This is a genomic window from Hydrogenophaga sp. A37, from assembly GCF_002001205.1.
In the GTDB taxonomy this organism is placed as follows: Bacteria; Pseudomonadota; Gammaproteobacteria; order Burkholderiales; family Burkholderiaceae_C; genus Hydrogenophaga.
On record NZ_MUNZ01000176.1, the window covers coordinates 1 to 23,622 of the forward strand.

Annotated in this window: 18 protein-coding genes; 12 read left to right on the forward strand and 6 right to left on the reverse strand. The window is 67.9% G+C overall.

The window, feature by feature from the left end; genetic code table 11:
* The 7 genes from B0E41_RS27255 to B0E41_RS23320 all read left to right on the forward strand — a co-directional run.
* Nucleotides 1-645 (forward strand): hypothetical protein (locus B0E41_RS27255; protein ID WP_216350803.1); only part of this gene is annotated, 645 nt, incomplete at its 5' end.
* An 80-nt stretch (nt 646-725) separates the two neighbouring features.
* Entirely contained in the window at nt 726-1,832 is a 1,107-nt protein-coding gene (locus tag B0E41_RS23295; protein WP_171984855.1) for an acyltransferase, read from the forward strand.
* A gap of 42 nt (nt 1,833-1,874) precedes the next feature.
* A complete protein-coding gene (gene galE, locus B0E41_RS23300; protein WP_077334991.1) occupies nt 1,875-2,861 on the forward strand; it encodes a UDP-glucose 4-epimerase GalE in 987 nt (328 codons plus the stop codon).
* A 29-nt stretch (nt 2,862-2,890) separates the two neighbouring features.
* Nucleotides 2,891-4,066: an aminotransferase class I/II-fold pyridoxal phosphate-dependent enzyme gene (locus B0E41_RS23305; RefSeq protein ID WP_077334993.1), complete on the forward strand. Its 1,176-nt coding sequence runs from the start codon at nt 2,891-2,893 to the stop codon at nt 4,064-4,066.
* A gap of 49 nt (nt 4,067-4,115) precedes the next feature.
* On the forward strand, nt 4,116-5,861 hold the full coding sequence (locus tag B0E41_RS23310) for a GMC family oxidoreductase (protein ID WP_171984856.1): 1,746 nt from the start codon (nt 4,116-4,118) through the stop codon (nt 5,859-5,861).
* Between the two features lie 44 nt (nt 5,862-5,905).
* Nucleotides 5,906-6,781, forward strand: a complete 876-nt coding sequence (locus tag B0E41_RS23315; protein ID WP_077334997.1) for a hypothetical protein — start codon at nt 5,906-5,908, stop codon at nt 6,779-6,781.
* On the forward strand, nt 6,778-7,872 hold the full coding sequence (locus B0E41_RS23320; protein WP_077334999.1) for a glycosyltransferase family 1 protein: 1,095 nt from the start codon (nt 6,778-6,780) through the stop codon (nt 7,870-7,872). Before B0E41_RS23315 ends, B0E41_RS23320 begins: the two co-directional genes overlap by 4 nt.
* Nucleotides 7,873-7,920: 48 nt before the next feature.
* Here the strand turns inward: B0E41_RS23320 and B0E41_RS23325 are convergent, their stop codons facing one another.
* Nucleotides 7,921-9,033, reverse strand: coding sequence for an MltA domain-containing protein (locus B0E41_RS23325; protein ID WP_253195112.1), 1,113 nt, complete (start codon nt 9,031-9,033; stop codon nt 7,921-7,923).
* Between the two features lie 34 nt (nt 9,034-9,067).
* On the opposite strand from B0E41_RS23325, the gene B0E41_RS27260 reads away from it, so the two are divergent.
* Nucleotides 9,068-9,205, forward strand: a complete 138-nt coding sequence (locus B0E41_RS27260; protein ID WP_171984857.1) for a hypothetical protein — start codon at nt 9,068-9,070, stop codon at nt 9,203-9,205.
* Nucleotides 9,206-9,208: 3 nt separating this feature from the next.
* Here B0E41_RS27260 and B0E41_RS23330 read toward each other — a convergent pair whose 3' ends face one another.
* The 4 genes from B0E41_RS23330 to B0E41_RS23345 all read right to left on the reverse strand — a co-directional run bounded on the left by B0E41_RS23330 (nt 9,209) and on the right by B0E41_RS23345 (nt 17,170).
* Entirely contained in the window at nt 9,209-9,847 is a 639-nt protein-coding gene (locus B0E41_RS23330; protein WP_077335003.1) for a response regulator, read from the reverse strand.
* A 14-nt stretch (nt 9,848-9,861) separates the two neighbouring features.
* Complete coding sequence (locus tag B0E41_RS23335; protein WP_077335005.1) at nt 9,862-11,910, reverse strand: PAS domain S-box protein; 2,049 nt, start codon at nt 11,908-11,910, stop codon at nt 9,862-9,864.
* 208 nt (nt 11,911-12,118) lie between these two features.
* Nucleotides 12,119-12,925: a carbon-nitrogen hydrolase family protein gene (locus B0E41_RS23340; protein ID WP_077335007.1), complete on the reverse strand. Its 807-nt coding sequence runs from the start codon at nt 12,923-12,925 to the stop codon at nt 12,119-12,121.
* A 162-nt stretch (nt 12,926-13,087) separates the two neighbouring features.
* Nucleotides 13,088-17,170 carry a YhdP family protein gene (locus tag B0E41_RS23345; protein WP_253195114.1) on the reverse strand — a complete coding sequence of 1,361 codons (4,083 nt, stop codon included), beginning with the start codon at nt 17,168-17,170 and terminating at the stop codon, nt 13,088-13,090.
* A 71-nt stretch (nt 17,171-17,241) separates the two neighbouring features.
* On the opposite strand from B0E41_RS23345, the gene glnE reads away from it, so the two are divergent.
* Together glnE and B0E41_RS23355 are read left to right on the forward strand one after the other, a co-directional pair.
* On the forward strand, nt 17,242-20,148 hold the full coding sequence (gene glnE / locus B0E41_RS23350; RefSeq protein ID WP_077335011.1) for a bifunctional [glutamate--ammonia ligase]-adenylyl-L-tyrosine phosphorylase/[glutamate--ammonia-ligase] adenylyltransferase: 2,907 nt from the start codon (nt 17,242-17,244) through the stop codon (nt 20,146-20,148).
* Nucleotides 20,145-20,789, forward strand: a complete 645-nt coding sequence (locus B0E41_RS23355; RefSeq protein WP_077335013.1) for a rhomboid family intramembrane serine protease — start codon at nt 20,145-20,147, stop codon at nt 20,787-20,789. The genes glnE and B0E41_RS23355 overlap by 4 nt, the downstream gene beginning before the upstream one ends.
* Nucleotides 20,790-20,997: 208 nt before the next feature.
* Here the strand turns inward: B0E41_RS23355 and B0E41_RS27765 are convergent, their stop codons facing one another.
* A complete protein-coding gene (locus tag B0E41_RS27765) occupies nt 20,998-21,132 on the reverse strand; it encodes a hypothetical protein (protein WP_290440866.1) in 135 nt (44 codons plus the stop codon).
* Between the two features lie 201 nt (nt 21,133-21,333).
* On the opposite strand from B0E41_RS27765, the gene B0E41_RS23360 reads away from it, so the two are divergent.
* Both B0E41_RS23360 and B0E41_RS23365 read left to right on the forward strand, forming a co-directional pair.
* Entirely contained in the window at nt 21,334-22,725 is a 1,392-nt protein-coding gene (locus B0E41_RS23360) for an FAD-dependent oxidoreductase (RefSeq protein ID WP_077335015.1), read from the forward strand.
* 116 nt (nt 22,726-22,841) lie between these two features.
* A complete protein-coding gene (locus B0E41_RS23365) occupies nt 22,842-23,594 on the forward strand; it encodes a DUF1365 domain-containing protein (protein WP_253195116.1) in 753 nt (250 codons plus the stop codon).
* Nucleotides 23,595-23,622 lie beyond the last annotated feature (28 nt).

The following is a 23,622-nucleotide window of genomic DNA, read 5'->3' on the forward strand; positions in this document are numbered from 1 at the left end:
CTCCGGCTCAAGCCCCCGCCCCAACCCGCCGCGAAGACCGCGCCCTGGAACCTGATTGGCGAAGGCGACGTGCGCCGATGGCTGATCCGGCGAGGGCCCATTGCCATGTCCACCCTCCTGCTGCTGGCGAGCTTCTGGTGGCTGTTCAGCGACCCCGGCCACCAGGGCTTGCTGATGGTCAAGCGCCCGCCGACCACGCCGCCAGAGCCACCGCAGTCGCTCGCTCCCCAGGGCGTGAGCCTGAAGCTCGACACCCAGCCCCGTTTGCCGGTGCAGGGCGCTGCGGCGGTGGTGATCGGCCTGGGCGATGTGCAAGCCACCATGGACCAGGTGCTGGGCGCCTTGCGCTCGGGTCGGGGCGAAACGGTGCTGCAGGTTCTGAACAAGGAATGGCGCAGCCACCCATCGACCGCGCGTTTTGTGGACGACTTCAACCAGCGGCTGGCGGGGCGCACCGTGAGGGGCCTAGACGAAGTGAAGAGCAGCGCGTCCCAGGCGGCCGACATGCTCGTGGTGGACAGCGCCATCGACTTTCAATTGCTGAACACCTTGCAGCAACAAGAAACGCTGAGGCTGAACCTGAAGGCGGTCTTCCTCGCCAAAGAGGGTGCACCGGTATTGACCGAGTTGGTGGCCCAGCCATGAAGGCGCTCCCAGTTTGTGCAACAACGCCCCTTCGGATACATCAGATGACCACCCCAGCGCGCGCCCCTTCAAGCACCTCCATGGGCCACATCTACGGCATTGATCTGTTGCGCTTTCTCGCGTCCATCGCGGTCGTTCTGTTTCATTTCAAATCTTTTGGCATGCATGCGCCAGAGCAAAAAGCCACCGGGCAAGACGTCGCATTTGGCTTTCTCCCCGACTGGGCGTCCAGTGGCTGGATTGGTGTGCAGGTCTTTTTCGTGTTGTCGGGTTATGTGATTGCGCAGACAGCGATCGGTGCGTCTTGGCACGGCTTCTTCAAGAAACGGGCGATTCGAATTCTCCCGGCGCTCTGGATCAGCGCAACCATTGCATTGCTCATCCGAATTGCATCGGGGGAGCCCATTCTGGAGAGGTTGTTTGATTGGCTTCGGAGCATGGTGCTCTCACCCAAAGGCCCGTATATCGACGGGGTGGTCTGGACGCTGGTTATCGAAGCCATCTTTTACACGGTCATTGGCATTTCGCTTTTTGTCAGGCAACGCCGTGGCGGCAAAGAACTCGAATGGCTGGATCGCCTGGCTTTTCTGCTGGGCGCCATGAGCGGGCTGTTCCTGATTTTTTACAGTGTGACGGCCGGGATGGGCCTCAACGTGGCCACGTCGCTGGACTGGTTTGGATACAAGCTGTTGTTGCTCCATCACGGCGTCTACTTTGCCCTTGGCATGGCCCTTTTTTCGGTCACCCACGTCAAACCAACCACCCCGAAGTTGGTGTCCATCGTTCTGTTGATCCTGCTGTGCCTGCTTGAAATACGGCTCAAGGGAAACACCGACCGTGAAGTGGCGAATGCCACGGTGATCTGGCTCTTCATGTTGGCCTGGCTGATCCTTTCCATCACCCTTCGCCCGGCGATCGCCAGGGCTGAAATAAGAGGTGTCTTGACCACCCTGGGCAAACTGTCGTACCCCATTTACCTCGGGCATTTTGTTTTAGGGATGTATCTGGTTCCCCATCTGGCCGAGATCATTGAAAACCGGTTGTTGCTGTTTGCAGCCTGCATGCTGTTCATCACCACGCTGGCCCTTTTCATTGCCCAGGGGCCAGAGCCTTGGGGACAGCAAAAATTGAGATCCTTGTTTCAACGCCCTTGGTCCCATCAAAAATCCAAGCGCCCCCTGGCCTAGCCCGGTTTCATTGACTCAACAGACCCACTCATTGGAGGACACATGAACATTCTGGTTGTCGGCGGAGCCGGCTACATCGGCTCGCACATGGTCAAGCACCTGGCCCTGAAGGGCTGCGAGGTGACCACTCTCGACAACCTGGTCGGGGGCTTTCGCGACGCGGTGCTGCATGGCGCGTTCGTTGAAGGCGACATCGCCGATCAGGCGCTGCTCGACGGCTTGTTTCGGGCCCGGCGCTTCGACGCCGTGATGCACTTCGCCTCGCACATCCAGGTGGGCGAGTCGGTGCAGGACCCCGGCAAGTACTACCAGAACAATGTGACAAACACGCTGACCCTGCTGGACGCGATGCGGCACGCGGGGGTGATGCGTTTCATCTTTTCATCGACCGCGGCCATCTTCGGCGAGCCGCAGAGTGAGCGCATCGACGAAGACCACCGCAAGCAACCGATCAACCCCTACGGCCGCACGAAGCTGATGGTGGAACAGGCGCTGGCCGACTACGACAAGGCCTATGGCTTGCGCTCGGTCTGCCTGCGCTACTTCAACGCCGCGGGGGCCGACCCCGAAGGCCAGCTGGGCGAGCGGCACGAACCCGAAACGCACCTGATCCCCCTGGTGCTGCAGGCCGCCTCGGGCCGCCGCGCCCACATCTCGGTGTTCGGGCAGGACTACGACACCCCGGACGGCACCTGCATCCGCGACTACGTGCACATCCAGGACCTGTGCGAAGCCCACTGGCTCGCCGTGCAGAGCCTGGTGGCCGGCGAACCCAGCCAGGCCTACAACCTGGGCAACGGCCACGGCTTCTCGGTCAACGAGGTCATCGAGGCCGTGCGTCGGGTGACCGGGCGCGACATCGTGGTGCAGTACGCGCCACGCCGCCCGGGCGATCCGGCACGCCTCGTGGCCGACTCGACGCTGGCCCAGCGGCGCCTGGACTGGCGGCCCCAGTACGCGGCGCTGGACACGCTGGTGGAACACGCCTGGCAATGGGAGCGCCAGAGAATGCAGTGTCTGGAAGCCTGAGGCCGTCTTGTTCTGTGAGGTGAACTGAAATGCCTGCTGTTGGAATCCGCGAACTGGCGAACTTGAGCATGGTCATCGCCCGTGGTGAGTTGCTTCGTTATGCGTGCGGCAAGAACGGGTACACCGCACGGTTTGAAGACAGGCTGGCCCGGCTGATCGGCGTCAAGCACGTGCTCACGGTCAACAGCGGCTCCAACGCGCTGATTGCCGCCATGGCGGCCGCGGGCATCGGGCCTGGCGATGAGGTGCTGGTGCCTGCCTACACCTGGGTGTCCACGGCGCTGGCCCCGATGGCCGTCGGCGCCGTGCCCGTGCTGGTCAACATCGACGCGTCGCTGACCATCGACCCACAGGACATCGAACGAAAGATCACGCCCTTCACCCGGGCCATTGTTCCGGTCCACATGCAGAACGCCGTGTGCAACATGGACGCGATCATGGCCATCGCCCGGCGGCACGGGCTGCTGGTGATCGAAGACGCGTGTCAGGCCGTCGGTGTGCCGTACAAGGGGCGCCGGGTCGGGTGCATCGGTGATCTGGGTGCGTTCAGCTTCAACCACCACAAGAACATCACGGCCGGCGAGGGCGGCGCTGTGCTGACGAACGACGACCGCTATTTCGAACGCGCCAGGATGTTCCACGATCCCGGTGCCTTCATCCGCGACCACGCACCGACCAGTGAGCCCCTGTTTTCAGGTTTGAACTGCCGCGTGTCCGAGCTGACCGGCGCGGTGCTGGACGCGCAGCTGGGTCGGCTGGAGCCGCTGCTGAAGACACTGCGCGCCCGGTACCCGGGCGTCGCCGACATCTTCTCTGATCGTCCCCATTGCCGTCCCTCGCCGCACAACGATCCTGAGAACGCCGTGGCGCTGAGCGTGATCTTCGACAACCCGGAGGAAGCGCGGATCTTCGGACAGACCCGGGGCGCCGGGCGGTTGATCGAAACCGGCCGGCATGTGTTCTCGAACTGGGAAGCGGTGCTGTGCAAGCGCTCGTTTCACCCCCGGATGAACCCGCACCAGTGGGCGCACCGTGAGATCACCTACCACGTCGAAGACTATCGGGCCACGTTGGACATTCTCAGCCGGACCTGCAGGGTGTCGTTGGGGGCGCAGTATCCGGCGCCGGTGATGGCGCTGCAGAAGCGAACGCTGCGGGCCGCGGTCACGCGCTTGTCCGCGCAGACGAACGGGGTGCTGGCATGACACGGCTGGCTTCACGGGCCGAACGGCGTTGACCGACATGCCGAGTCCATTGCCCATCGAAGACCTCGCCGCCATCGGCGACGCCCGGATCGAGAAGTGCGACTTCCTGATCGTCGGCGGCGGCCCGGCGGGCCTGACCATTGCCCGCGGACTGGCGGAGGCGGGTCGCAGCTCGTTGGTGCTGGAAAGTGGGGGGCTGGTGGAACACGAAAGCACCGAAGCGCTCAACGAGACGCTGTGCGAAACAGGCACCTGGTCGCCGCACCAGGCCGTCAAGCGGGAACGGTTCCACGCGCATCAAACCCGGATGTGGGCGCATGGCCGACAAGCCTTCGGCGTGCGTTGCCGCGCGCTGGGCGGCTCGACGGCGGCCTGGGCGGGGAAATCCGCCGCGTTCAGCGAGGTTGACTTTGCGGCGCGTTATTGGGTGCCAGACAGTGGCTGGCCCGTGTCGGCAAACGATCTGGTGCGGTATCTGGACAAGGCGGCCGACGCGCTCAATCTCGGCATCAACTGCTATGACGGCCGGCTCTGGGACCACCTTCGCCGTGCGCCGCCCCAGCCGCACCCGGATCCGTCCGTGCTGGGCTCCTTTTTCTGGCAGTTCGCCCGCTCGACGCTGGCCCCGACCGATGTCTTGCGGGTCGGTGAAGAATTCATCCAGGCCGCACCGAGGGGGTGCCGCGTGCTCACGGGCGCCACCGTGCTGGAGGTCCTGACCGATGAGTCGGGCGAGCGCGTTTGCGCGGTTCGTGTGGCCGACGCCTCGGGCGCACGAAGGACCATCGAGGCACAGACCATCATCCTCGCGGCCAGTGCCATCGAAAACGCGCGGCTGCTGCTGAATTCGCGATCCCGCCACGCCAACGGCCTGGGCAATGACCGTGATCTGGTCGGACGCTACCTGCTGGACCACCCCTGCGCGAGGGTCGCCAGCTTCAGCCAGAACGCCATCGCTTCCATGTCCCAGCTCTATGGCTTCTACGGTCTGAGGGGCAAAAGGGGCGTCAGCATGTACATGCACGGCCTGGCGCCGACGGCCAGGGTCCAGGAGGAGGAGGGCATCCTGAACTGTGCCGCGTACACCATGGGAGAGCGCGCGCCGGACGATCCGTGGAGCGCGGCCAAGCGGCTCCTCAAACGCCAGAGTGAAAGCCGTCTGTCCGACGCCCACGCCATTCTCAAGTCCCCCGGGATCATGGCCAAGGGTCTGGCGCGCCTGGCCTTTCAGAGCGACAGGTTTCCGAAGGCCTGGTCGCGCTTCGCGGTCAATCAGGTTCTGCGGTATCGGCCTGGCCTGGCCGTCGAGGAATACCTGACACGGGGCCTGCCCCACAAGCTGGTGGGACTGTCCATTGATGCCCTCTGCGAACAGGCGCCGGACAGGGACAACCGCATCCAGCTGTCATCCAGAAACGACCGTTTCGGCATGCCGCTGCCGGTGGCGCGCTGGCGCATCGGCGAGTTGGAGATTCGAACGCTGACCCGGCTGGCCCACATCCTGCGGTTGGAGTTCGGCAAGGCAGGCCTGCCGCAGCCGGTGATCGCTCCATGGATTGCCGATCGCGATACGCACGGCGTCGACATCATCGACATGGGGCATTCGGCGGGGACCACGCGCATGGCGTCTGATCCCGGTCGTGGGGTGGTGGATGCCGATTGCAAGGTGCACGGCATCGAAGGTCTCTACGTGGCGGGTGCGTCCATCTTTCCGACATGCGGTCATGCCAATCCAACGCTCATGATCATGACGTTCGCCTATCGGCTCGCCGAGCACCTGGCGCAACGGCGCTGACAGCGGTCTGCCGCGCTGTTCAGTCAAACCATTCAAGGCCGCAAATGAACGTGGGCGTCATCATTGCCTCCCTGGGTCGCCCTGACAGTGTCGCGGTGCTGCTGGACCGGCTGGCTGAGCAAACGCAACGGCCCTCGCAAGTGATTCTGTCAATGGAAAGCGAGACCGATGCGCCGCCGGCGAGGGACTACCCTTTCGAGGTCGAATGCATTTTTGGGTCACGCGGCTCTTGCGTGCAGCGCAACCGCGCCCTCGACCGGCTGCGCCCGGACAACGGTGCCGTGGTCTTCTACGACGACGACTTCATCCCTTCTCGCTTCGCCATCGCCGGCATCGCGCGCTTCTTTGCCCACCATCCTGACGTGGCCGGCGCGCACGGCCTGGTGCTGGCCGACGGGATCAACGGGCCCGGGATCCCGCACGAACATGCGCGGCGCATCGTGGACACCGCCGATGCGGCGGGAGACCCGGAAGCGGTCGCCATCCTCGCGAGGACACACGGGCTCTACGGCTGCAACATGGCCTACCGCGTGCCAGTGATCGCGGGGGTGCGATTTGACGAGAACCTGCCGCTCTACGCCTGGTTGGAGGACCTGGATTTCGGCGGCCGTGTCCCGGGGCCGCTGGTGCACACCAACGCCTTCTGTGGCGTGCATTGCGGTGAAAAACGGGGCCGCGAAAAGAGCGGTCGGCGGCTGGGCTACAGCCAGGTCTGCAACCCGGTGTACATGCTGCGCAAGGCGACGCTCCCGCGACAAGTCGCCGTCCGGATGATCCTGCGCAACCTGCTCGCCAACCACGCCCGGCTGTTCCGCTCGGAGCCCTGGATCGACCGCAAGGGCCGCGCCGCCGGGAACTGGCTGGCCATCCGCGACCTGCTGCGGGGGCGTGTCGATCCCCGTCGTATCCTTGAGCTATGAACACGAGCGCCCTTCCCGGTGTCGTCATCAATGGCAAATTCCTGTCGGCCGCGCCGACCGCCGTGCACCGGGTGGCCTACGAACTGACGCGGGCCTTGAGCGAGTATTCGCACGACCGCAACGTGTCCATCGCCTTGCCGCCGGGGGGCACCCTGACCTGGCCGGCCCCAGACCTGCCGATCAAGGTGGTTGGCCACCTGAACGGCATCGCCTGGGAGCAACTGTCCTTGCCCGGCGCATCGCATGGGCAGCTGCTGGTCAGCTTCTGCAACATGGCTCCTTTCATGGTGCGGTCGGGCCTGACCATGGTGCACGACGCGCAGGTCTTCACCACGCCGCAGTCGTACGGGCGGATGCGCAGCGCCTGGGCGCGGCTGCACATCCGGCTCGCCGGATCGGCCCAGTTGGGGCTTCTTACGGTGTCCGAGTTCGCCAAGCGTGAACTGGTGTCGCTGGGCATTGCCCCGGCCGAGCGGATCCATGTCATCCACAACGGTGTCGACCATGTGCTGCGGATTCCCCCCGACCACACGGTCCTGACCCGGCTCGGTCTGACCCCGCGCCGCTATGCGCTGGCGCTGGCCAACCTGCAGCAGCACAAGAACATCGGCCTGTTGCTGCAGGCCTTTGCCCGCCCGGCGCTCTCGGGGTTGACGCTGGTGCTGACCGGGCGCGCGAGGGCCGCGGATTTTGCGGCGGCGGGGTTTCCGCTGCCGGCCAATGTGGTGTTTGCGGGCTATGTGAGCGACGGCGAGATGTGCAGCCTGCAGACGCATGCACTGGCCGTTTGCACGCCGTCGCTGACCGAAGGCTTCGGGTTGCCCCCGGTCGAGGGCATGTTGCTGGGCACGCCCGCCCTGATCGCGCCTTGTGGCGCCATGCCCGAGGTCTGCGGGGAGGGTGCGCTGCAGGTCGATCCGCACGACCCGGTGGCCTGGAAGCGCGCGCTCCTGCGGCTGCAGAACGAGCCGGCGCTGTGGCAAGGGCTGTCGGAGGCGGGGCGGTCCGTGGCCGCGCGCTTCACGTGGGACGCCGCCGCGCGCAAGCTGATCGCCGTGATCGCGCAGGTGACGGCGGGGCGGACGCTCTGAACCTGGGGTCCATCGGGGTCATGGGCCTGGTGTGGCCCATCTGTCGCCTCAGCGCGGCCAGAGCGCCCACATCTGCAGCGGCTGCTTGAGCCGCGAGGCGAGCTGGTAGGGCGCGTCGCCCCAGCCACCCCAGCCAGTGAACAGGTCGGCCCGCACGGCGCCGACGATGGCGCCGCCGGTGTCTTGCGCCATCACCAGCCGCTGCTGGTTGTAGAACACGCCGCGCGAGGCGATCCAGACCGGCGTGCCGTAGGGAATGCTCAACGGATCGACCGCGATGGAGCGCCCGGGCGTGAGCGGCACGCCTTGTGCGCCGCGCGGGCCGAAACGCGCGTCCAGCTCGGTGAGCTGCACTTCCTTGAAAAAGACCGTGCGCGGGTTGCTCCAGAGCATCTCGTTGAGCCGACCCGGGTTGTTGGCGGCCCAGGCCTTGATGCCTTCCCAGTTGGCTTCGCGGATGGCGCGCTGGTCAAGCAGCCACTTGCCCACGCTCTGGTACGGGTGGCCGTTGTGCGCCGCGTAGGCCACGCGCACGGTGCGGATGCTGCCGTCAGGCTCTTTGAACTGCAGGCGCCCGGAGCCCTGGATCTGCAGGATCAGCGCATCGATCGGGTCGGCGAGCCAGGCGATGACGCGGCCCTTGAGCGCGGCCTGCGCGGCGGGCAGGGTGTCGATCTCCTGGCGGCTGTACCAGGGTTGTCCGGCCGCCAGACCGGGCGGCGGCGCGTACAGCGGCGTTCGGTGGATGAAGGTGGACTGGCGGCTCGCGGCCATGATGGGCTCGTAGTAACCGGTGATCAGGCCCTGGGGCGTGCTGCCGTCGGGCTCGACCACACGGTAGGGCTGGAAGCGGTTTTCGATCCAGGCCTGCTGCTCGGCGGTGCCGGCCATGGTGAGCGGGCGCATCTCGGCGCAGAGCGCCGCGTGCATCGGCGCGGGCCGCTCGCAACCGCGCGCCCAGGCGCCCCAGACCTCGTGCAGGCTGTCCAGACCCCAGCCCGGCAGGTCGGCCCAGCGCACCGGCAGCCAGCGGCTGCCCTGGCGCTGGATGAGCGGCGGCAGCGGCACCTCGTCGGCCGACGAGGTGGCGGGTGCCCGTCCGGGCCCGCTGGGCGGCACGCTGGAACACGCGGCCAGGCTGCCTACAATCAGGGCCGCCATCCACCGCCACCCCACCCCACGGCCAAAACCACCCATGACCTTGTTGCTGCTCGAAGCGCTGGCTGCGCTGGTGTTGTTGATCTTCATTGTGTGGTGGACCATGTTTTCAGGTCGGAAAAACGGCGAGCTGCCTGAAGAAAAAAAGGCCGAACGGCCTGAGCGCAAAGACTGATACTCAACGCCCGCCCACCTCGCGCAGCGCGTTGGCGAGCTCCACCGCCGACTTCACGCCCATCTTGTCGAACACGCGCGAGCGGTGAACCTCGACCGTGCGCACGCTGATGTTGAGCCGGTCGGCGACCAGCTTGTTGGGCAGGCCCTCGATCACGAGGTGCATCACGTCGCGCTCGCGCTCGGTGAGCCCATCGAGCCGCTGCTGAACCCCGAGCCGCTGCTTGCGGCTGGCCAGCACCTGCGCTGACAGCTGCAGCGCCTGCTCGACCCGATCAACCAGCGCGTTGTCGGAAAACGGCTTCTCGCAAAAATCGAAAGCCCCGCGCTTGACCGCATCGACCGCAGTCGGCACGTCGGCGTGGCCGGAAAGAAAGATGACCGGCAACGCGGATTGCCAGGGCAGCGTGAGCAGGTGTTCAAACAGCGCGAGGCCGCTGGTGCCGGGCATGCGCACGTCGAGCAACAGGCAACAGGGCACGCGGGGCTCGGCGCTCCAGCGGGCGATCTCGGTGAGGAAGTCGTCGGCGCTCTCGTAGCCTTCGCTGAGCAAACGGCGTGTGCGCAGCAGCCAGGCCAGCGCCTCGCGCACGCCCTTGTCGTCGTCCACGATGAACACCTTGGCGTCGGGGTGTTGGGTCATGGGCGGATGATAGTTCAGGCCCCTGGCAGCGTGAACCGGAACACCGTGCCGCGTGGCTGAGCCGGCTCGAAAGTCAGCGCGCCGCCGTGCTGCTCGATCACCGTGCGGCACAGCGAAAGGCCCAGGCCCATGCCCTCGGCCTTGGTGGTGAAGAAGGGGGTGAACAGCTTGTCACGCACCTCGTTGCTCAGGCCACGGCCGTGGTCGGTGACGGCGAACTCGACCCAGACCTTGCGCGGCGGGTCTTCTTCGCCCGAATGCAGGCGCGACTGCCCCACCGACAGCGTGAGCACGCGCCGCCCAGAGGCGGTCGGCGGGTCACCCTCGGGCATGGCCTGCATGCCGTTGCGCGCCAGGTTGAGCAACACCTGCTCGACCATGGTGCGGTCGCAGAGCACGGGCGGGCAGTGGGGCGCCACATGCGTCTGCACCCGGATGCCGAGCTTCTTGGACTGGAGCGTGAGCAGCGGCATGATGGCCTCGATCAGGCTGTCGGGCGCCACGGCCTCGCGCACCTGCTCGCGCCGGCGCACGAAGTCGGCCACGCTCTTGATCACGCGGCCGGCGCGGTCGGCCTGTTCGCTGATGCGCTGCATGGCCTGGCGCAGGTCGCTTGTGGGCAGGCCGTGGGCGGCGTCCACGGGCTCATCAAGCAGGTTGAGCGTGCCGCTGGCGTAGCTGGCGATGGCCGCGAGTGGCTGGTTGAGTTCGTGGCTGAGCAGCGAGGCCATTTCACCCACCGTGGCCAGTCGCGCCGTGGCCTGCAGACGCTCTTGCGACGCGCGGTTGAGCTCTTCGACGCGGCGCTGCTCGCTCAGGTCGAGGATGGCGCTCATGAAGCCGGTCTGGGTGCCCTGGGCGTCGATCAGGGGCGCCTCGATGATGAGCACCGGAAAGCGCGAGCCGTCCTTGCGCTGGAACACCGACTCGAAGCCCTCGCGCGGCAGGGTCTGGCCGGCCAGGCGCACGGCTTGGCGCTGCTGGTACTCGTCGATCAGCTCGGGCGGCCACCAGGGCGCGGGCAGACCGGTGCCGATCAGCTCTTCGGCCTCGAAGCCCACCATCTGGCAGAAGGCCGGGTTGACGTAGCTGATGCGCCCGTCCATGCCGCGCGCGCGCAGGCCGGTGACCAGCGAGTTCTCCATCGCCTTGCGAAAGGCCAGCGCCTCGGCCACCTCGGTTTCGGCACGCTGGCGCCGGCGCATGTCGCGACCGAACAGGGCCATCACGGCGAGCAGCGCCAGCGAGAGCGCGCCGACCACGGCGGTGAGCACGTTGGGGAACAGGCCGACCACCCTGCGCGGGCCCTCCAGCCGCAGCATCAGCGTGTGGCCGGGCAGGTCGAGCAAGGTGTTGGCCACCTGCGTGCGGCGGCTGCCGGGCACGCTGCTGTGCATCGCCAGGCGTGTGCCATCGACCTCGGTGAAGGCCAGGCCGCGGCCGCGCAGCAGCTCCTTGTTGCTGAGTTCGGAGAGCAGACCCGGCAGCGAGTAGGTGGCGATCAGGAACCCGTCGCTGGCGCCGGCCCGCACGACCGGCAGGCACATCTCAATGATCTCCATGCCCATCCCGTTGGCCATGGGCCAGAAATAGCTGGGTGAAAACGAAGGCCCCGAGACCCGCTGCGCGCTCTCGCAGGCCTGCCGCACATCGGGCAAGGTCTGCTCACGCGGAAGGTAACTGAACAGGTTGGCCACGTAGATCGAATCACGGTGCGCGAGCAGGCGCAGGTTGTTGCTGCGCCACTCGAGGCGCACCAGTTCACGCTGCTGGGCCAGCACCTCCGCTGCCGGACCGAGCCACGAGTCGGGCGTGGGCGCCACGCTGTGCAGCGACTGCAGGGTCTGCACATTGCGCACCAGCCCACTGCGGATGTCGCTGACCACGGTGGCGGCATCGCGCTCCAGCGCCACCTGATCACGCGCCTCCTCGTACTCCCCCGCCAGAAACACCAGCACCCCCAGCAGCACCGCCACCAGCAGCAGCAGCGCGCCCCAGAGCAGCCAGCGGCGCGAGCGCAGGCCGGAGCGGACGATGGGCTCGGGAAGCGCCGATTCGGTCATCACAGGGCGAGGTGCGGGCGCGGGTCGGCCAGGCCACCGCCGAACCGGCTTTGCCGGGCGGCCAGTGGCGCCCCCCAGTGGGGGGCTGAGGACCGCGGCTCCGAGCCTGCCTGCGCAGGCTGGGACGGGACGAAGAGGCATCGACTCTGTCGATGACGCGGCCTGCAAGGCACGCGCCGTTGGGCGCGGCGCGGGGGGCGTCCCACCCTCACAGTCTGCGGTGCTGCAACGAAGGCAACTGCTCGCGCACGTTGCGCAGGCGCTCCAGATCGATGTCGGCCAGCACCACGCCCGGGCCCTCGGACTGCATGGCCATGACCTGACCCCAGGGGTCGATCACCATGCTGTGGCCCCAGGTGCGGCGGCCGTTTTCATGCACGCCACCCTGCGCGCTGGCGATCACATAGGCCTGGTTTTCGATGGCTCGGGCGCGCAACAGAATCTCCCAGTGCGCCTGGCCGGTGGTGTAGGTGAAGGCGGCGGGCACCAGCAGCAGGTCGGCCGCGAGCATGCGGTAGAGCTCGCCGAAGCGCAGGTCGTAACACACGCTCATGCCCACGCGCCAGGGCTCGCCGTGATGCGGCGGGAAGTCGAACACCGTGGGCGTTTCGCCCGCGCGCAGCACCGACGATTCGTCGTAGGCCTCTTTGCCGTTGTCGTAGCGGAACAGGTGGATCTTGTCGTAGCGACTGACGCAATGGCCCTTGTGGTCGTAGACCAGCGAGGCGTTGGCGGCGTGCAAGGGATCGTCGGTCGCCATGGGCAGGGTGCCGCCCACGACCCACATCTTCAGCTCGCGCGCGGCGTCGGACAGAAAGTCCTGCACCGTGCCCAGCCCCGGCGTCTCGGCCAGCAACAGCTTGTCGGCGTCCTGCTGGCCCATGAAGCAGAAATACTCGGGCAACACCGCCAGCTCAGCACCACTGCGGGCAGCCTGGGTGAGCAAGGCGCGCGCGGCGCTGAGGTTGGCGTCCAGACTGATGCCCGAGACCATTTGAATCGCAGCGACTTTCATGAGAACTCCTTAACAAACCAGAAGACGAACCGTTTGTACCGCAGTCAGCGCAACCAGAACCCGGCCGACGCGAATCCCTCAACCCAGAACGCGGTGGAACCGGCTTCGCCGGGCCACTCGCGTTGCCCCTCGGGGGGTGACGCCGCAGGCGGCGCAGGGGGGTTACTTTTTTTCTACTTTAGGATCCGCCCAGCTGCCACTGATCTGAAACTGCTGCGTGGCCGCGCTCTGCAGCGGCTCACGCAGCAGGAACTGGGCAAGGAAAGTACCCAGGCCCACGGCCGGGTTGATGGCGGTGGCGATCAGCGAGGCGGTGCCGGCGTTGATCTCGGGCACCACCACGACCTTGAGGTCCTGCTGCTCGCGCGCGATGTCGGCGCTGCCCTCCATCAGCACGGCGGCGTTGATGCCCTTCATCTGCAGGTTGTTGGTGTGCGCCACGCCTTGGGCGATGCGCACGTCACCGCGCACAAAATCAAAGGCGAAGCCGTCGGAAAACACGTCGCGAAAATCGAGGACCAAGCGCCGCGGCAGGGCCTGCAGGCTGAGCACGCCGAGCAGCTTGGCCGCACCGGGATCGACCTTGAGGAACTGGCCGGCCTCGATGTCGGCCTGGAGTTCGCCCGCGAGGCTGGGGTAATCGAGCGAGAAGGGCGAGCCCTGCCAACCGATCTCGCCTTCGAAGCTGCCGCTGCCGCCGCGCACCACGCCGGCACGGCCAAAACGCGAGAGCAACTGGCCCGAGTCGTCGATGTCGAGGCGGAAATCGAGGCGGGTGCGCCGCGCCGCGCCGCCCTCGGCGACCCAGTTGCCGCTGGCGATCAAGCGCGCCTCGGGCACACGGATGTTGAGTTTGTTGAGGCGCCATTCGCGCGTGCGCCCCGAGCCCTGGTTGACCGCCTGGATGTCCACCAGCCCCAGTTGCCGCCCCGCGAGCACCAGGTTCTCCACCGTGATGTCGAGCGCGGGCACGCTGCTGGGTTGCTGCAGCAGCTGCTCCACGTCGGCGGCGGCCGACGGTGCGAGGTTGAGCCGGGCCAGCCGAGCGTAGATGCTGCCGGCGTTCGCGGCGCTGGGCTGGCGGTATTCGACGTAGCCGTTGGCCTCGTCGGCGTCGATGTTGGCGCGCCACTGCGTGCCCTCGCGCGAGCCGCCGAGCACCACGTTGTTGAAGGTGCGGCCATCGACCGCCACCTGGGCCGCCCGCACCGCCAGCACCGTGGGCAGGTAAGCCAGGCTGGCGCTGGGCGACGCTGGCGTGGCGGTGCTGCGCACGTCGACGCCGCTGGCGGCGCTGAACACCTGCTCCCAGGCGTCCACGTCGATGCGACTGAAACGCAGGTTAGCCGCCACGCCTTGGGCCGGCAGCGGCGCCGACTCGCCCGGCAACAGGCCCACGCCGAGGCTGCCGCGCAGCACGCGCGGCTCGGCTTCGGTGATGTCGCGCTCGAACACCGCCGACAGCAGCGGCTGCGGGGCCGCCCCCACCTCGACCGTGAGCCGGTCGCTGCGCGCGACCTCGCCGCTGGCGTCGCTGACCACGCCCACCACCGCGTTGTCGTAGCGCAGGGGCAGGCTCTCTTCGGCCTTCTTCGCCAGCGGCTCCGGCAGGTCGATCGCCACGCCCTGCAGGTTGGTGTGGATCTGCAGCTCGGGCACGCCACCGCGGAAACCGAGCCGTGCCTGGTAAGCAGCGCTGCCACTGGCCCGGCCAAAGAGACCCGAGACAAAGCCCAGCCCACCGTCGCGCAGGCCCTCGGCGCTGGCCGTGCCTTGCCCCCGGAACTCGACCCTGGCGGGCCCGCCCTTGCCATCGGGCACCATGCCGCCCTCCAGCGCGATCTCGCCCCCATAGAGCCGTGCCTTGGCGTCGCTCAGTTTGAAGCCCCGCTCGGTGAAAGCGATGGTGCCGACGCTGCGTTCGAGCAACGGCGAGTCGGGGGTGATCTTCAGGTCGTTGCCGCCGAGCTGCACCTGGCCTTGCAGCGTGAGGTCATTCACCTTTTCCAGCGGCAGTTGCAGCTTGAGGCCCACACCGGCCGCGCCGGTGCCGGTGGTCCGCGCCAGTGCCCCGCCGAGCAGCCCGTTGACCGGTGAGCCCCGCACGAAATCGAGCACCTCGCTGGCCGGCCCCTGCGCGCGCGCGCTGAGTTCCAGCGTCGGCGAGACCATGAGGTTGGCCACGGTGACCTCGCCCTCGCTCAGCCGCAGCTTGGGCAGGCCGTCTACACCCGCTGTCAGGCCCTTGAGCTGCAGCGAGGCGCGCTCCAGCACCAACTGGCCCGTCACCGCCTTGAGCACCGGCCAGGCGGGCTCGCCGGCCGTCTGCAGGTAGGCCGGCAGGTAGGCGAAGTCCCCGCCGCGCAGGTTGGCCACGATGCGGAACTCGCCATCGGCACCGGGCAGGTGGTAGGGCAAGTCCCAGAGGTCGCCACGGACCCGGAAGTCGATCTTGTCGGACGAGCCGCCGCGAACGGCCTCGCGCACGTAGCGCCGCACCTCGGGGCCCAGGCTCAGCGGCAGGTAGCGGTGCGTCTGCAAGGCGGTGGCGCGGCTCAGGCTGGCGTTGAGGTCGAGCACGCCGGGAAAGCGCGACTTCGAGCTGCTGCGGGCCGGGTCGCTGGTCTGCCAATGAGCCCGCGCGGTGCCAGCAGCGTCGGCGTTGGCCATGCGCACGTTGTCCAGCCAGGCCTCGATCCGTTCACCGCTGAGCTTCCAGCGCGCGTCGGCCTGCAGGCTGGTCAGCGGAATCACCGAGGCTTCGAACATGCCGGGCAGGTCGATCGACCCGTTGGCGATGGAGAGGCGCGCCTGACCACCGTCCTGGTTCAGCTCGAAGTCGCCACTGGCGCCGGTCACGCCCGGGCGCCCGGGCACAGGGTAGGGTCCGTAGCTCGACATTTCGCCACTGGGCCGGCCACTGAGACCGAGACCCACCGCGCGGCCCTTGGCTTGGTAGGCCGTGATCGGCGGCGCGGGTAGCGCCGGTTGCCCCGCGACCGCCGCGGGCCCGACCGGGCCTTGCCAGCGGGCGTTCAGGCCCTCGAGGCTGCCCGCCGGCTTCAGGCTGCTCAGCAGCTCGCGGACACCCTGGGGCAGGGGCAGACGGGTCGCCAGCGCGGCCAGTGCGGCCAGGTCCACCCGGTCGGCGTTGACCGAGGTCGAGGTGATGCGGTTGGACAGGCCGTTGTCGTGTTTCACCTTGAGTTTGCCGCCGGGCCAGGCCTGGCCCTCGCGGGTGCGGAAGGTCAGGTTGTCGGTGGTGATCTCGAAACCCTGGGCGTCCCAGGTGGCCGCGAGGCGACCCTGCACGTTGTCCAGCGCCAGCTCCGGCAACTGCTGCCCCAGGCGGGTGGCCACGTTGCGCAGGCCGAGGTCGGCGGTCAGGCCCGCGAGCTGCCCGCGGTGCACGTCGGCCCAGGCGCGCAACAACCCCTGGCCGGTGCGCACTTCGGCGCCCCATTCAGAGAGGTCCACGTGCGCACGCAGCCGGGACACATCGACCTGGGGGAAATCGGCGTAGAGCTCGCCGCTCCAGTTGTGCCAGGGCGCCTGGTGGGCCCGCCGCGGCGCGAGGTCGAGCAACGGCTCGCGCAGGTTGGCCAGCAGGCTGAACGGCAGGCCCCACTCGGCCGGCGGCGTGGCGTCGAGCCGCAGCAGGTGGCTGCGCGCGCTGTTGCGGGACACGAAGTTGAGCGCGCCCAGGGCCAGCGGCGGCTGGCGGCGCAAATCGTCGGTCCAGCGCACGGTGCCGTTCTGGATCACGAATTCGGTCTGCGAGAAAAACCAGTCGGTGGCGCTGTGGTCCTGCCCCTGCGGACTGGAGAAGTTCAGGCCCGCCACCTCGATCTGGCCCTGCGCGGTGCGCCGCACGTCGAGCACCGGACTCTCGATCAGCAGCTGCTCGAAGCCCAGGCGCCACAGCGAGGTGACCGAGACCGCCGCGCGCACCTTGGGCAACAGCAGGGCCTCGCGTCCGGCGGGGTCGAACAGGCGCACGTCGCTGAGTTCGAGCGCGGGCACCAGCCGGAACAGAAAGCCCGCGTCGGCGCTGGCGTCGCCCTGCGTTTCGGCACGCAGACCACCGACCGTGACCGGTACCCCCACAGAGGCGCTGGCCCAGCGCTCCAGGTCGGGGCGCCATTCGCCGATTCGCGGCACAATCCAAAGATGCAAGGCGCCCCAGGTCAAGGCGAACAAGGCCCAGGCGGCCAGCACCATCCACAACAGCAGCCGCGTGAACACGGAATAGGTCTTTTGGGTCCGCGAGGCGGGGGCAACTGGGGCCGGGCTTTGATTCATATCCACTGCAAATTATGACGGTCAGCCCTCAACACGGTTCCGCCACGGCGGTTTCTGCTTTGTCATCAAATGTGAATCTCTACCCATCGGCCTGCCCCGAATTGACCGACGCCGACCGCCAGGCCGACCATTCGCGCTTTGTGCAACGGGTCCGTCGCCGCTACGAGAGCGAGCTGCACTGCCTGCCCCCCGGCGCCCCGACCCACGCCACGATGGCCGACGGCCTGGCGCAATTGCGCCAACGGGGCCTGCCCTTGCCCGCCGCCTTGCGCGCACTGCGCCAGCTGGTGATGGAGCGCCTGGTGGTGCTCGACTGCGAGCAGGGCGCACCACTCGCTGACGTTACATGTGCCGTGACCGAGCTGGCCGAGCTCGCGCTTGATCACGCTTGCCAGCTGGCGTTTGCCGAGCTGGACGAGCTGCACGGTGCGCCGTTGGTGTCACCTGTCGAAGGACAGGGGCAGCCGCCGGGCCGCCCCAAGGCTGACCAAGCCCCCGCGGGGGGCAGCGAACCACACACCGTGGGGAGCGTGGGGGCCAGTGGCCTTCAACGCGCCCAGTTGTGGGTAATCGGCATGGGCAAGCTCGGTGCGCGCGAGCTCAACGTGTCCAGCGACATCGACCTGATCTACGTGTACGACGCCGACGGCGAGACCGCTGGCAACGCGCAGGGCCGCCACCGCATCAGCAACCACGAGTACTTCGGCAAAGCGGTCAAACACATCTATAACACCGTGGGCGAAACCACCGAACACGGCAACGTGTTCCGCGTCGACCTGGCGCTGCGGCCCAACGGCAACTCGGGGCCGAGCGCGGTCTCGCTGGGTGCGCTCGAAGAGTACTTTCTGGTGCAGGGCCGCGAGTGGGAGCGTTTTGCCTGGCTCAAGAGCCGCGTGATCGCCCCGGCCGCCAGCATCGCCGACAAGAGCGCCGGCGCGCTGCGCGGCGCGGTGCTGCCCTTCGTGTTCCGCAAGTACCTCGACTACAACGTCTTCGACGCGCTGCGCACCCTGCACCGCCAGATCCGCGAGCACGCGGCCAAGCGCGCCGCCGGCAACCCGGGCCGCGCCAACGACGTGAAGCTCTCGCGCGGCGGCATCCGCGAGATCGAGTTCACCGTGCAGCTGCTGCAGGTGGTGCGCGGCGGGCAGTTTCCCGAGCTGCGCACCCGCCCGACGCTGGACGCGCTGCAGCGCGTGGCCAAGGCCAACCTGATGCCGCGCGCCACGGCCGACCTGCTCGCGCAGGCCTACGAGTTCCTGCGCAAGGTCGAACACCGCATCCAGTACCTGGACGACCAGCAGACCCACCTGATCCCCACGCGCGACGACGACCTGGCCTGGATCGCCGCGACCATGGACTTCCCCGATGTCTGCGCCTTTCTCTGCGCGCTGGACACGCACCGCGAGGTGGTGGCGAGCGAGTTCGACATCCTGCTCGGCGGCGCGCCCGGTGGCGGCTGCAACGGCAAGGGTTGCAACGGCAAGGCCGGCGCGCGCAACTCAGTCGAAGACCTGCAGGGTGTGATGGCCCAGCTGCCCGAGGCCTTCGCGGCCAAGGTGGCCCAGTGGTGCGAACACCCGCGCGTGCTGGCGCTGCGGGAAGACGCCCGCGCGAGGCTGGTGCGGCTGGTCGAGCGCACCGGCGCCTGGCTCGAAGAAGGGCGCGTCAATGAACAGGCGGCGCTGCGCTTGGCCGACTGGATCGAGCCGCTGCTGCGCCGCGAGAGTTACCTCGCCCTGCTGCAGGAGCGGCCCTCGGTGCACGAGCGGCTGCTGCGCCTGCTGGGCGCGGCCAAGTGGCCCGCGCGTTACCTGCTCAAGCACCCCGGCGTGATCGACGAGCTGGCGAGCCAGCAGCTGCTGACCGACCGCTTCGAGCCGGCCCAGTTCGAGGCCGATCTGGAAGACCGCCGCACCTCGCTGCGGCGCACCGACGAAGACGACGAAGAGGCCCTGCTCAACCTGCTGCGCCGCGCCCACCACGCCGAGGTGTTCCGCACCCTGGCGCGTGATGTCGAAGGCGTGCTCACGATCGAACAGGTGGCCGACGACCTGAGCGCGCTGGCCGACGCGGTGCTGCGCGTGACGGCGCGCTGGTGCTGGAGCCGCCTGAAGAACCGCCACCGCGAGGAACCGGCCTTCGCCATCATTGGCTACGGCAAGCTCGGCGGCAAGGAGCTCGGCTATGGCAGCGACCTCGACATCGTGTTCGTCTATGAAGACGAGGACGAGCGCGCGGGCGAGATCTACGCCGCCTTCGTGCGCAAGATGATCAACTGGCTGACGGTGAAAACCGGCGAAGGCGACCTGTTCGAGATCGACACCGCGCTGCGCCCCAACGGCAACTCCGGCATGCTGGTGACCAGCTTCACCGCCTACGCCAACTACCAACAACAGCGCGGCAGCAACACCGCCTGGACCTGGGAACACCAGGCGATGACCAGAGCCCGCTTTGTGCTGGGCCAGCCGGAGCTGGTGCCGCTGTTCGACGCCGTGCGCGAAAGCGTGATCAGCGCCCAGCGCGACCGCGCCGCCCTGGCGCTGGAGATCCGCAGCATGCGCGAGAAGGTGCGCGCGGCGCACCCGGTGCGCGGCGCGGTGTTCGACGTGAAGCACAGCGTGGGCGCAATGGTCGACGTGGAGTTCGTGGTGCAGTACCTGGTGCTCGCGCACTCGGGCGAACACCCGGAACTGCTCGCCAACGTGGGCAACATCGCCTTGCTGCAACGCGCCGAGGCGGCCGGGCTGCTGCCCAGAGGCGTGGGATTGGAAGCGGCCGACGCCTACCGCGAGTTGCGCCACATCCAGCACCGTGCGCGGCTGGACGAGGCCCCCACGCAGATCGACGCGGCCACCGCTCAGCCCCTGGCCGGCGCTGTGAAAGCCCTCTGGCAACACGTGCTCGGCGACCGGTCGTGAAAGCCTCGCGCGCCTGGCTGCTGCTGTGCGCTGTGCACGGGGTGGCCAGCATGCTGCTGTGGTGGGGCAAGGCCAGCGCGGTGGACATGCTGATCTGGCGCGCCGACACTTGGGCAGACCGGCCCTGGACGCTGTGGACCAGCGCCTGGGTGCATGTGAACACCCCGCACCTGATCATGAACCAGATCGCCCTGGGCGCACTCACCGCCTTCGCCTGGGTGATCCGCCCCACCTTGCGCTGTGCCATCGCCTGGGCGCTCTGCTGGCCGCTGGCGCAGGTCGCGATGCTGCTCTGGCCGCAAGTGGGTTACGCGGTGGGGCTCTCGGGCGTGCTGCACGCGGGTGCCATGGTGCTCGCGGTGCAACTGCTGCTGCGACGCATCGTGATCCGCAAGGCGCGGCGCTGGGGTGGCCTGCTGATGCTGGCGCTGCTGATCGAGTTGCTGCTGGAACGCGGCTGGTCCCATCCCGTGGTGTGGGACAGCGGCAACGAGACCTCGGTGGTGCAGGCCGCCCACCTGACCGGTGCCTTCTGGGGCCTGTGCCTGGGCCTGCTCGCGGCCTGCTGGCCCGGACAGCACCGGGCGGCGCACCGGGCGGGCGCCCACCACCCCTCGACCCGCGGCCAACACCCCACCTGAGCACCCCGGCGCCACCCAGCGGCGCATGAAGCGGTAGCCAGAGCACCGCCGGGCCGGCTTTGCCGGACGGCCAGTGCCGCCCCTTTGGAGATAGCGCGAGCGCTGCGGGGGCACTTCACTTCTTCGGCCGTTGAATCCAACCGCCTGACCCCCGCGTACCCAGAACACCGGGCGCCCTCAGCCCAATGTCCACACCATCGACATGGACTCAATGAATATTGATCGGGGCAATTTGTGACCAATCAGTCACAATAAAACCATTCAGTTCAATTGATAGCCCATTCAGCCCATCACAATCATCCGGAGCACCCATGGTCACCCCAACGCGGAACTTTTCCACCATGTGTTTGCTCACAACCCACACGATGTTGCCGGCGACGGTGATGTCGGGAACTCCGTTTTTTGCACTGCGAAGCCTTCCGGCCCTCCGTGGGTCGGTTGAAATCCCGAGGCGCTTCTCCTCCTCCTCCCTCCCTCCCTCCTTCGCGTCGGGGCGCTTCGCAGGCTTTTGTTCAACAGGCCACCAGGCCGCCGGGTTCTGAAGATGTATTCAGAGCCCGCTCCCCAGCCCATCGGCGGTGCCTCGCGCCGCCCCCGCGTCGCCATCGTCGGCTCGGGCATCTCCGGCCTCGCCGCCGCCCACACCCTCCACGGTTTCGCCGACCTCACGCTGTTTGAAGCGGGTGACCATTTCGGCGGTCACACCCACACAGTGGACGTGACGCTGCCGAATGCCCAAGGCCGCGCCACCACCTTCGGCGTGGACACCGGTTTTCTGGTGCTCAACGAACGCACCTACCCCCAGCTGTTGGCGCTCTTCGCCGAGCTCGGCGTGCCGGTCGTGAAGTCGGACATGTCGTTTTCGGTGCAGGCGCCGGGCGCCGGGCCGAAGGGCCGGGCGCTGGAATGGAGCGGTTCGGACCTCTCCAGCGTGTTCGCGCAGCGCGCCAACCTCGTCAACCCGCGCTTCTGGCGCATGCTGGCCGACATCGTGCGCTTCAACCGCATCACGACACGGCTGGCCGAGCGCGGCGAAGACCTCGCCCCCGACAGCCCGCTGCTGCAGCCCCTGGGCGACTTCCTGACGGCGCAGGGCTTCTCGGCCGAGTTCCGCGACTGGTATTTCCTGCCCATGATGGGCTGCATCTGGAGCTGCCCGACCGACCAGATGCTGGCCTTCCCGGTCGCGACCATGGTGCGCTTCTGCCACAACCACGGCCTGATCCAGATCACGAACCGCCCGCAGTGGTACACGGTGGCCGGCGGTGCACGGCAATACGTCGAAGAGATCGTTGCCCGCATTCCCGACCGCCGCCTGAACACCCCCGTGCAGCAGGTGATGCGCGACGCGCAGGGCGTGCGCGTGGTGACGACCGACCGGGTCGAGCACTTCGACGCCATCGTCATGGCCTGCCACAGCGACCAGACACTGGCGATCCTCGGTGATGGCGCCAGTGCCGCTGAACGCGAGGCCCTGGGCGCCGTGCGCTACCAACCCAACCGCGCCGTGCTGCACACCGACACCTCGGTGCTGCCCAAAAGCCCGCGCGCCTGGGCTGCGTGGAACTACGAGGCCGCGAGCGCCCACGCCCAAGGCGAGCCCCAGGTCTGCCTGCACTACCTGATCAACCGCCTGCAGCCGCTGCCGGTGGCGCAGCCGGTGGTGGTCTCGCTGAACCCGCAGCAGGCCATCGACCGGGCCACGGTGATCGGTGAATACGACTATGCCCACCCAGTGTTCGACCAGGCCGCCATCCGCGCCCAGGGGCAGATGCCTTCGCTGCAGGGCCAGCAACAGACCTGGTTTGCCGGCGCCTGGATGGGCTACGGCTTCCACGAAGACGGCCTGAAAGCCGGTCTGAACGCGGCGCGCTCGCTGATCGAGGCGCATGGCCTTGCGCCGCGCAAAGCCGCTCAGGCCGGGGTGTTGGCGTGACCGGCTCGATGAGCGCCGCGCCGGGCCGCCCCCAGCAAGCTCGCGCCCCGTTGGGGGGCAGCGCCGTACACACAGTGACCAACGCGGGGGCTTTTCCTCTCATCGGTTTCGGCCAGGTGCGCCACACCCGCACACGGCCTCGCGAGCACGCCTTCGCCTACCCGACCTACTTCCTGATGCTGCCGATGCGCAGCCTGCGCGCGACGGGCAACGGCGCGCTGGCGCGCAATCGCCGAGCGGCCCTGGCCTTCCACGACCGCGACCACGGTGACGGCCGCGAGGACGCCCTGGCCTGGATCGACGAGTTGCTCGCGCAACACGGCATCACCGACGCGCAAGGCGAGGTCTGGCTGCACACCTACCCGCGCGTGCTCGGCTACAGCTTCAAGCCGGTGAGTTTCTGGTACTGCCACCGGGTCGATGGCTCGCTGCGCGCGGTGCTGGCCGAGGTCAACAACACCTTCGGCGAGCGCCACTGCTACCTGCTGGACGCACCGCGCTACGGCGTGCCGGTGGCGGCAGACAAGGTCTTCCATGTCTCGCCCTTCTGCCCCGTGCGCGGCCACTACCGCTTCGTCTTCATGCGCACCACGCACGGCGGGCAAGACCGCACGGTCGCGCGCATCGACTTCCACGACGAGGCCGGTGCGCCCGCGCTGATCCGCACCAGCGTGAGCGGCGAGCTGCAGGCGCTGGACGCCGGGAGCACAAGGCGCGCCCTCTGGCACCACCCGGCCATGACGGTTGGCGTGATCGCACGCATCCACCTGCAGGCGCTGCGGCTGTGGTTCAAGCGCGCCCCGTTGTTCCGCCAGCCCGAGCCCCCGCGCGACTTCGTGACCGCCGGCGACGCCCCTTCTTCTTCCTGACCCGCTGCAGCCCCACCATGATCAGCAC

Bases quoted from the DNA above. Each gene is read 5' to 3' on its own strand.
- B0E41_RS27765 (WP_290440866.1), bottom strand. From the start codon at position 21,132: ATGGTGGAAAAGTTCCGCGTTGGGGTGACCATGGGTGCTCCGGATGAT.
- B0E41_RS27260 (WP_171984857.1), top strand. From the start codon at position 9,068: ATGACCTTGTTGCTGCTCGAAGCGCTGGCTGCGCTGGTGTTGTTGATC.
- B0E41_RS23330 (WP_077335003.1), bottom strand. From the start codon at position 9,847: ATGACCCAACACCCCGACGCCAAGGTGTTCATCGTGGACGACGACAAG.
- B0E41_RS23335 (WP_077335005.1), bottom strand. From the start codon at position 11,910: ATGACCGAATCGGCGCTTCCCGAGCCCATCGTCCGCTCCGGCCTGCGC.
- B0E41_RS23305 (WP_077334993.1), top strand. From the start codon at position 2,891: ATGCCTGCTGTTGGAATCCGCGAACTGGCGAACTTGAGCATGGTCATC.
- B0E41_RS23325 (WP_253195112.1), bottom strand. From the start codon at position 9,033: ATGGCGGCCCTGATTGTAGGCAGCCTGGCCGCGTGTTCCAGCGTGCCG.
- glnE (WP_077335011.1), top strand. From the start codon at position 17,242: ATGACGGTCAGCCCTCAACACGGTTCCGCCACGGCGGTTTCTGCTTTG.
- B0E41_RS23295 (WP_171984855.1), top strand. From the start codon at position 726: ATGGGCCACATCTACGGCATTGATCTGTTGCGCTTTCTCGCGTCCATC.
- galE (WP_077334991.1), top strand. From the start codon at position 1,875: ATGAACATTCTGGTTGTCGGCGGAGCCGGCTACATCGGCTCGCACATG.
- B0E41_RS23320 (WP_077334999.1), top strand. From the start codon at position 6,778: ATGAACACGAGCGCCCTTCCCGGTGTCGTCATCAATGGCAAATTCCTG.
- B0E41_RS23340 (WP_077335007.1), bottom strand. From the start codon at position 12,925: ATGAAAGTCGCTGCGATTCAAATGGTCTCGGGCATCAGTCTGGACGCC.
- B0E41_RS23360 (WP_077335015.1), top strand. From the start codon at position 21,334: ATGTATTCAGAGCCCGCTCCCCAGCCCATCGGCGGTGCCTCGCGCCGC.
- B0E41_RS23315 (WP_077334997.1), top strand. From the start codon at position 5,906: ATGAACGTGGGCGTCATCATTGCCTCCCTGGGTCGCCCTGACAGTGTC.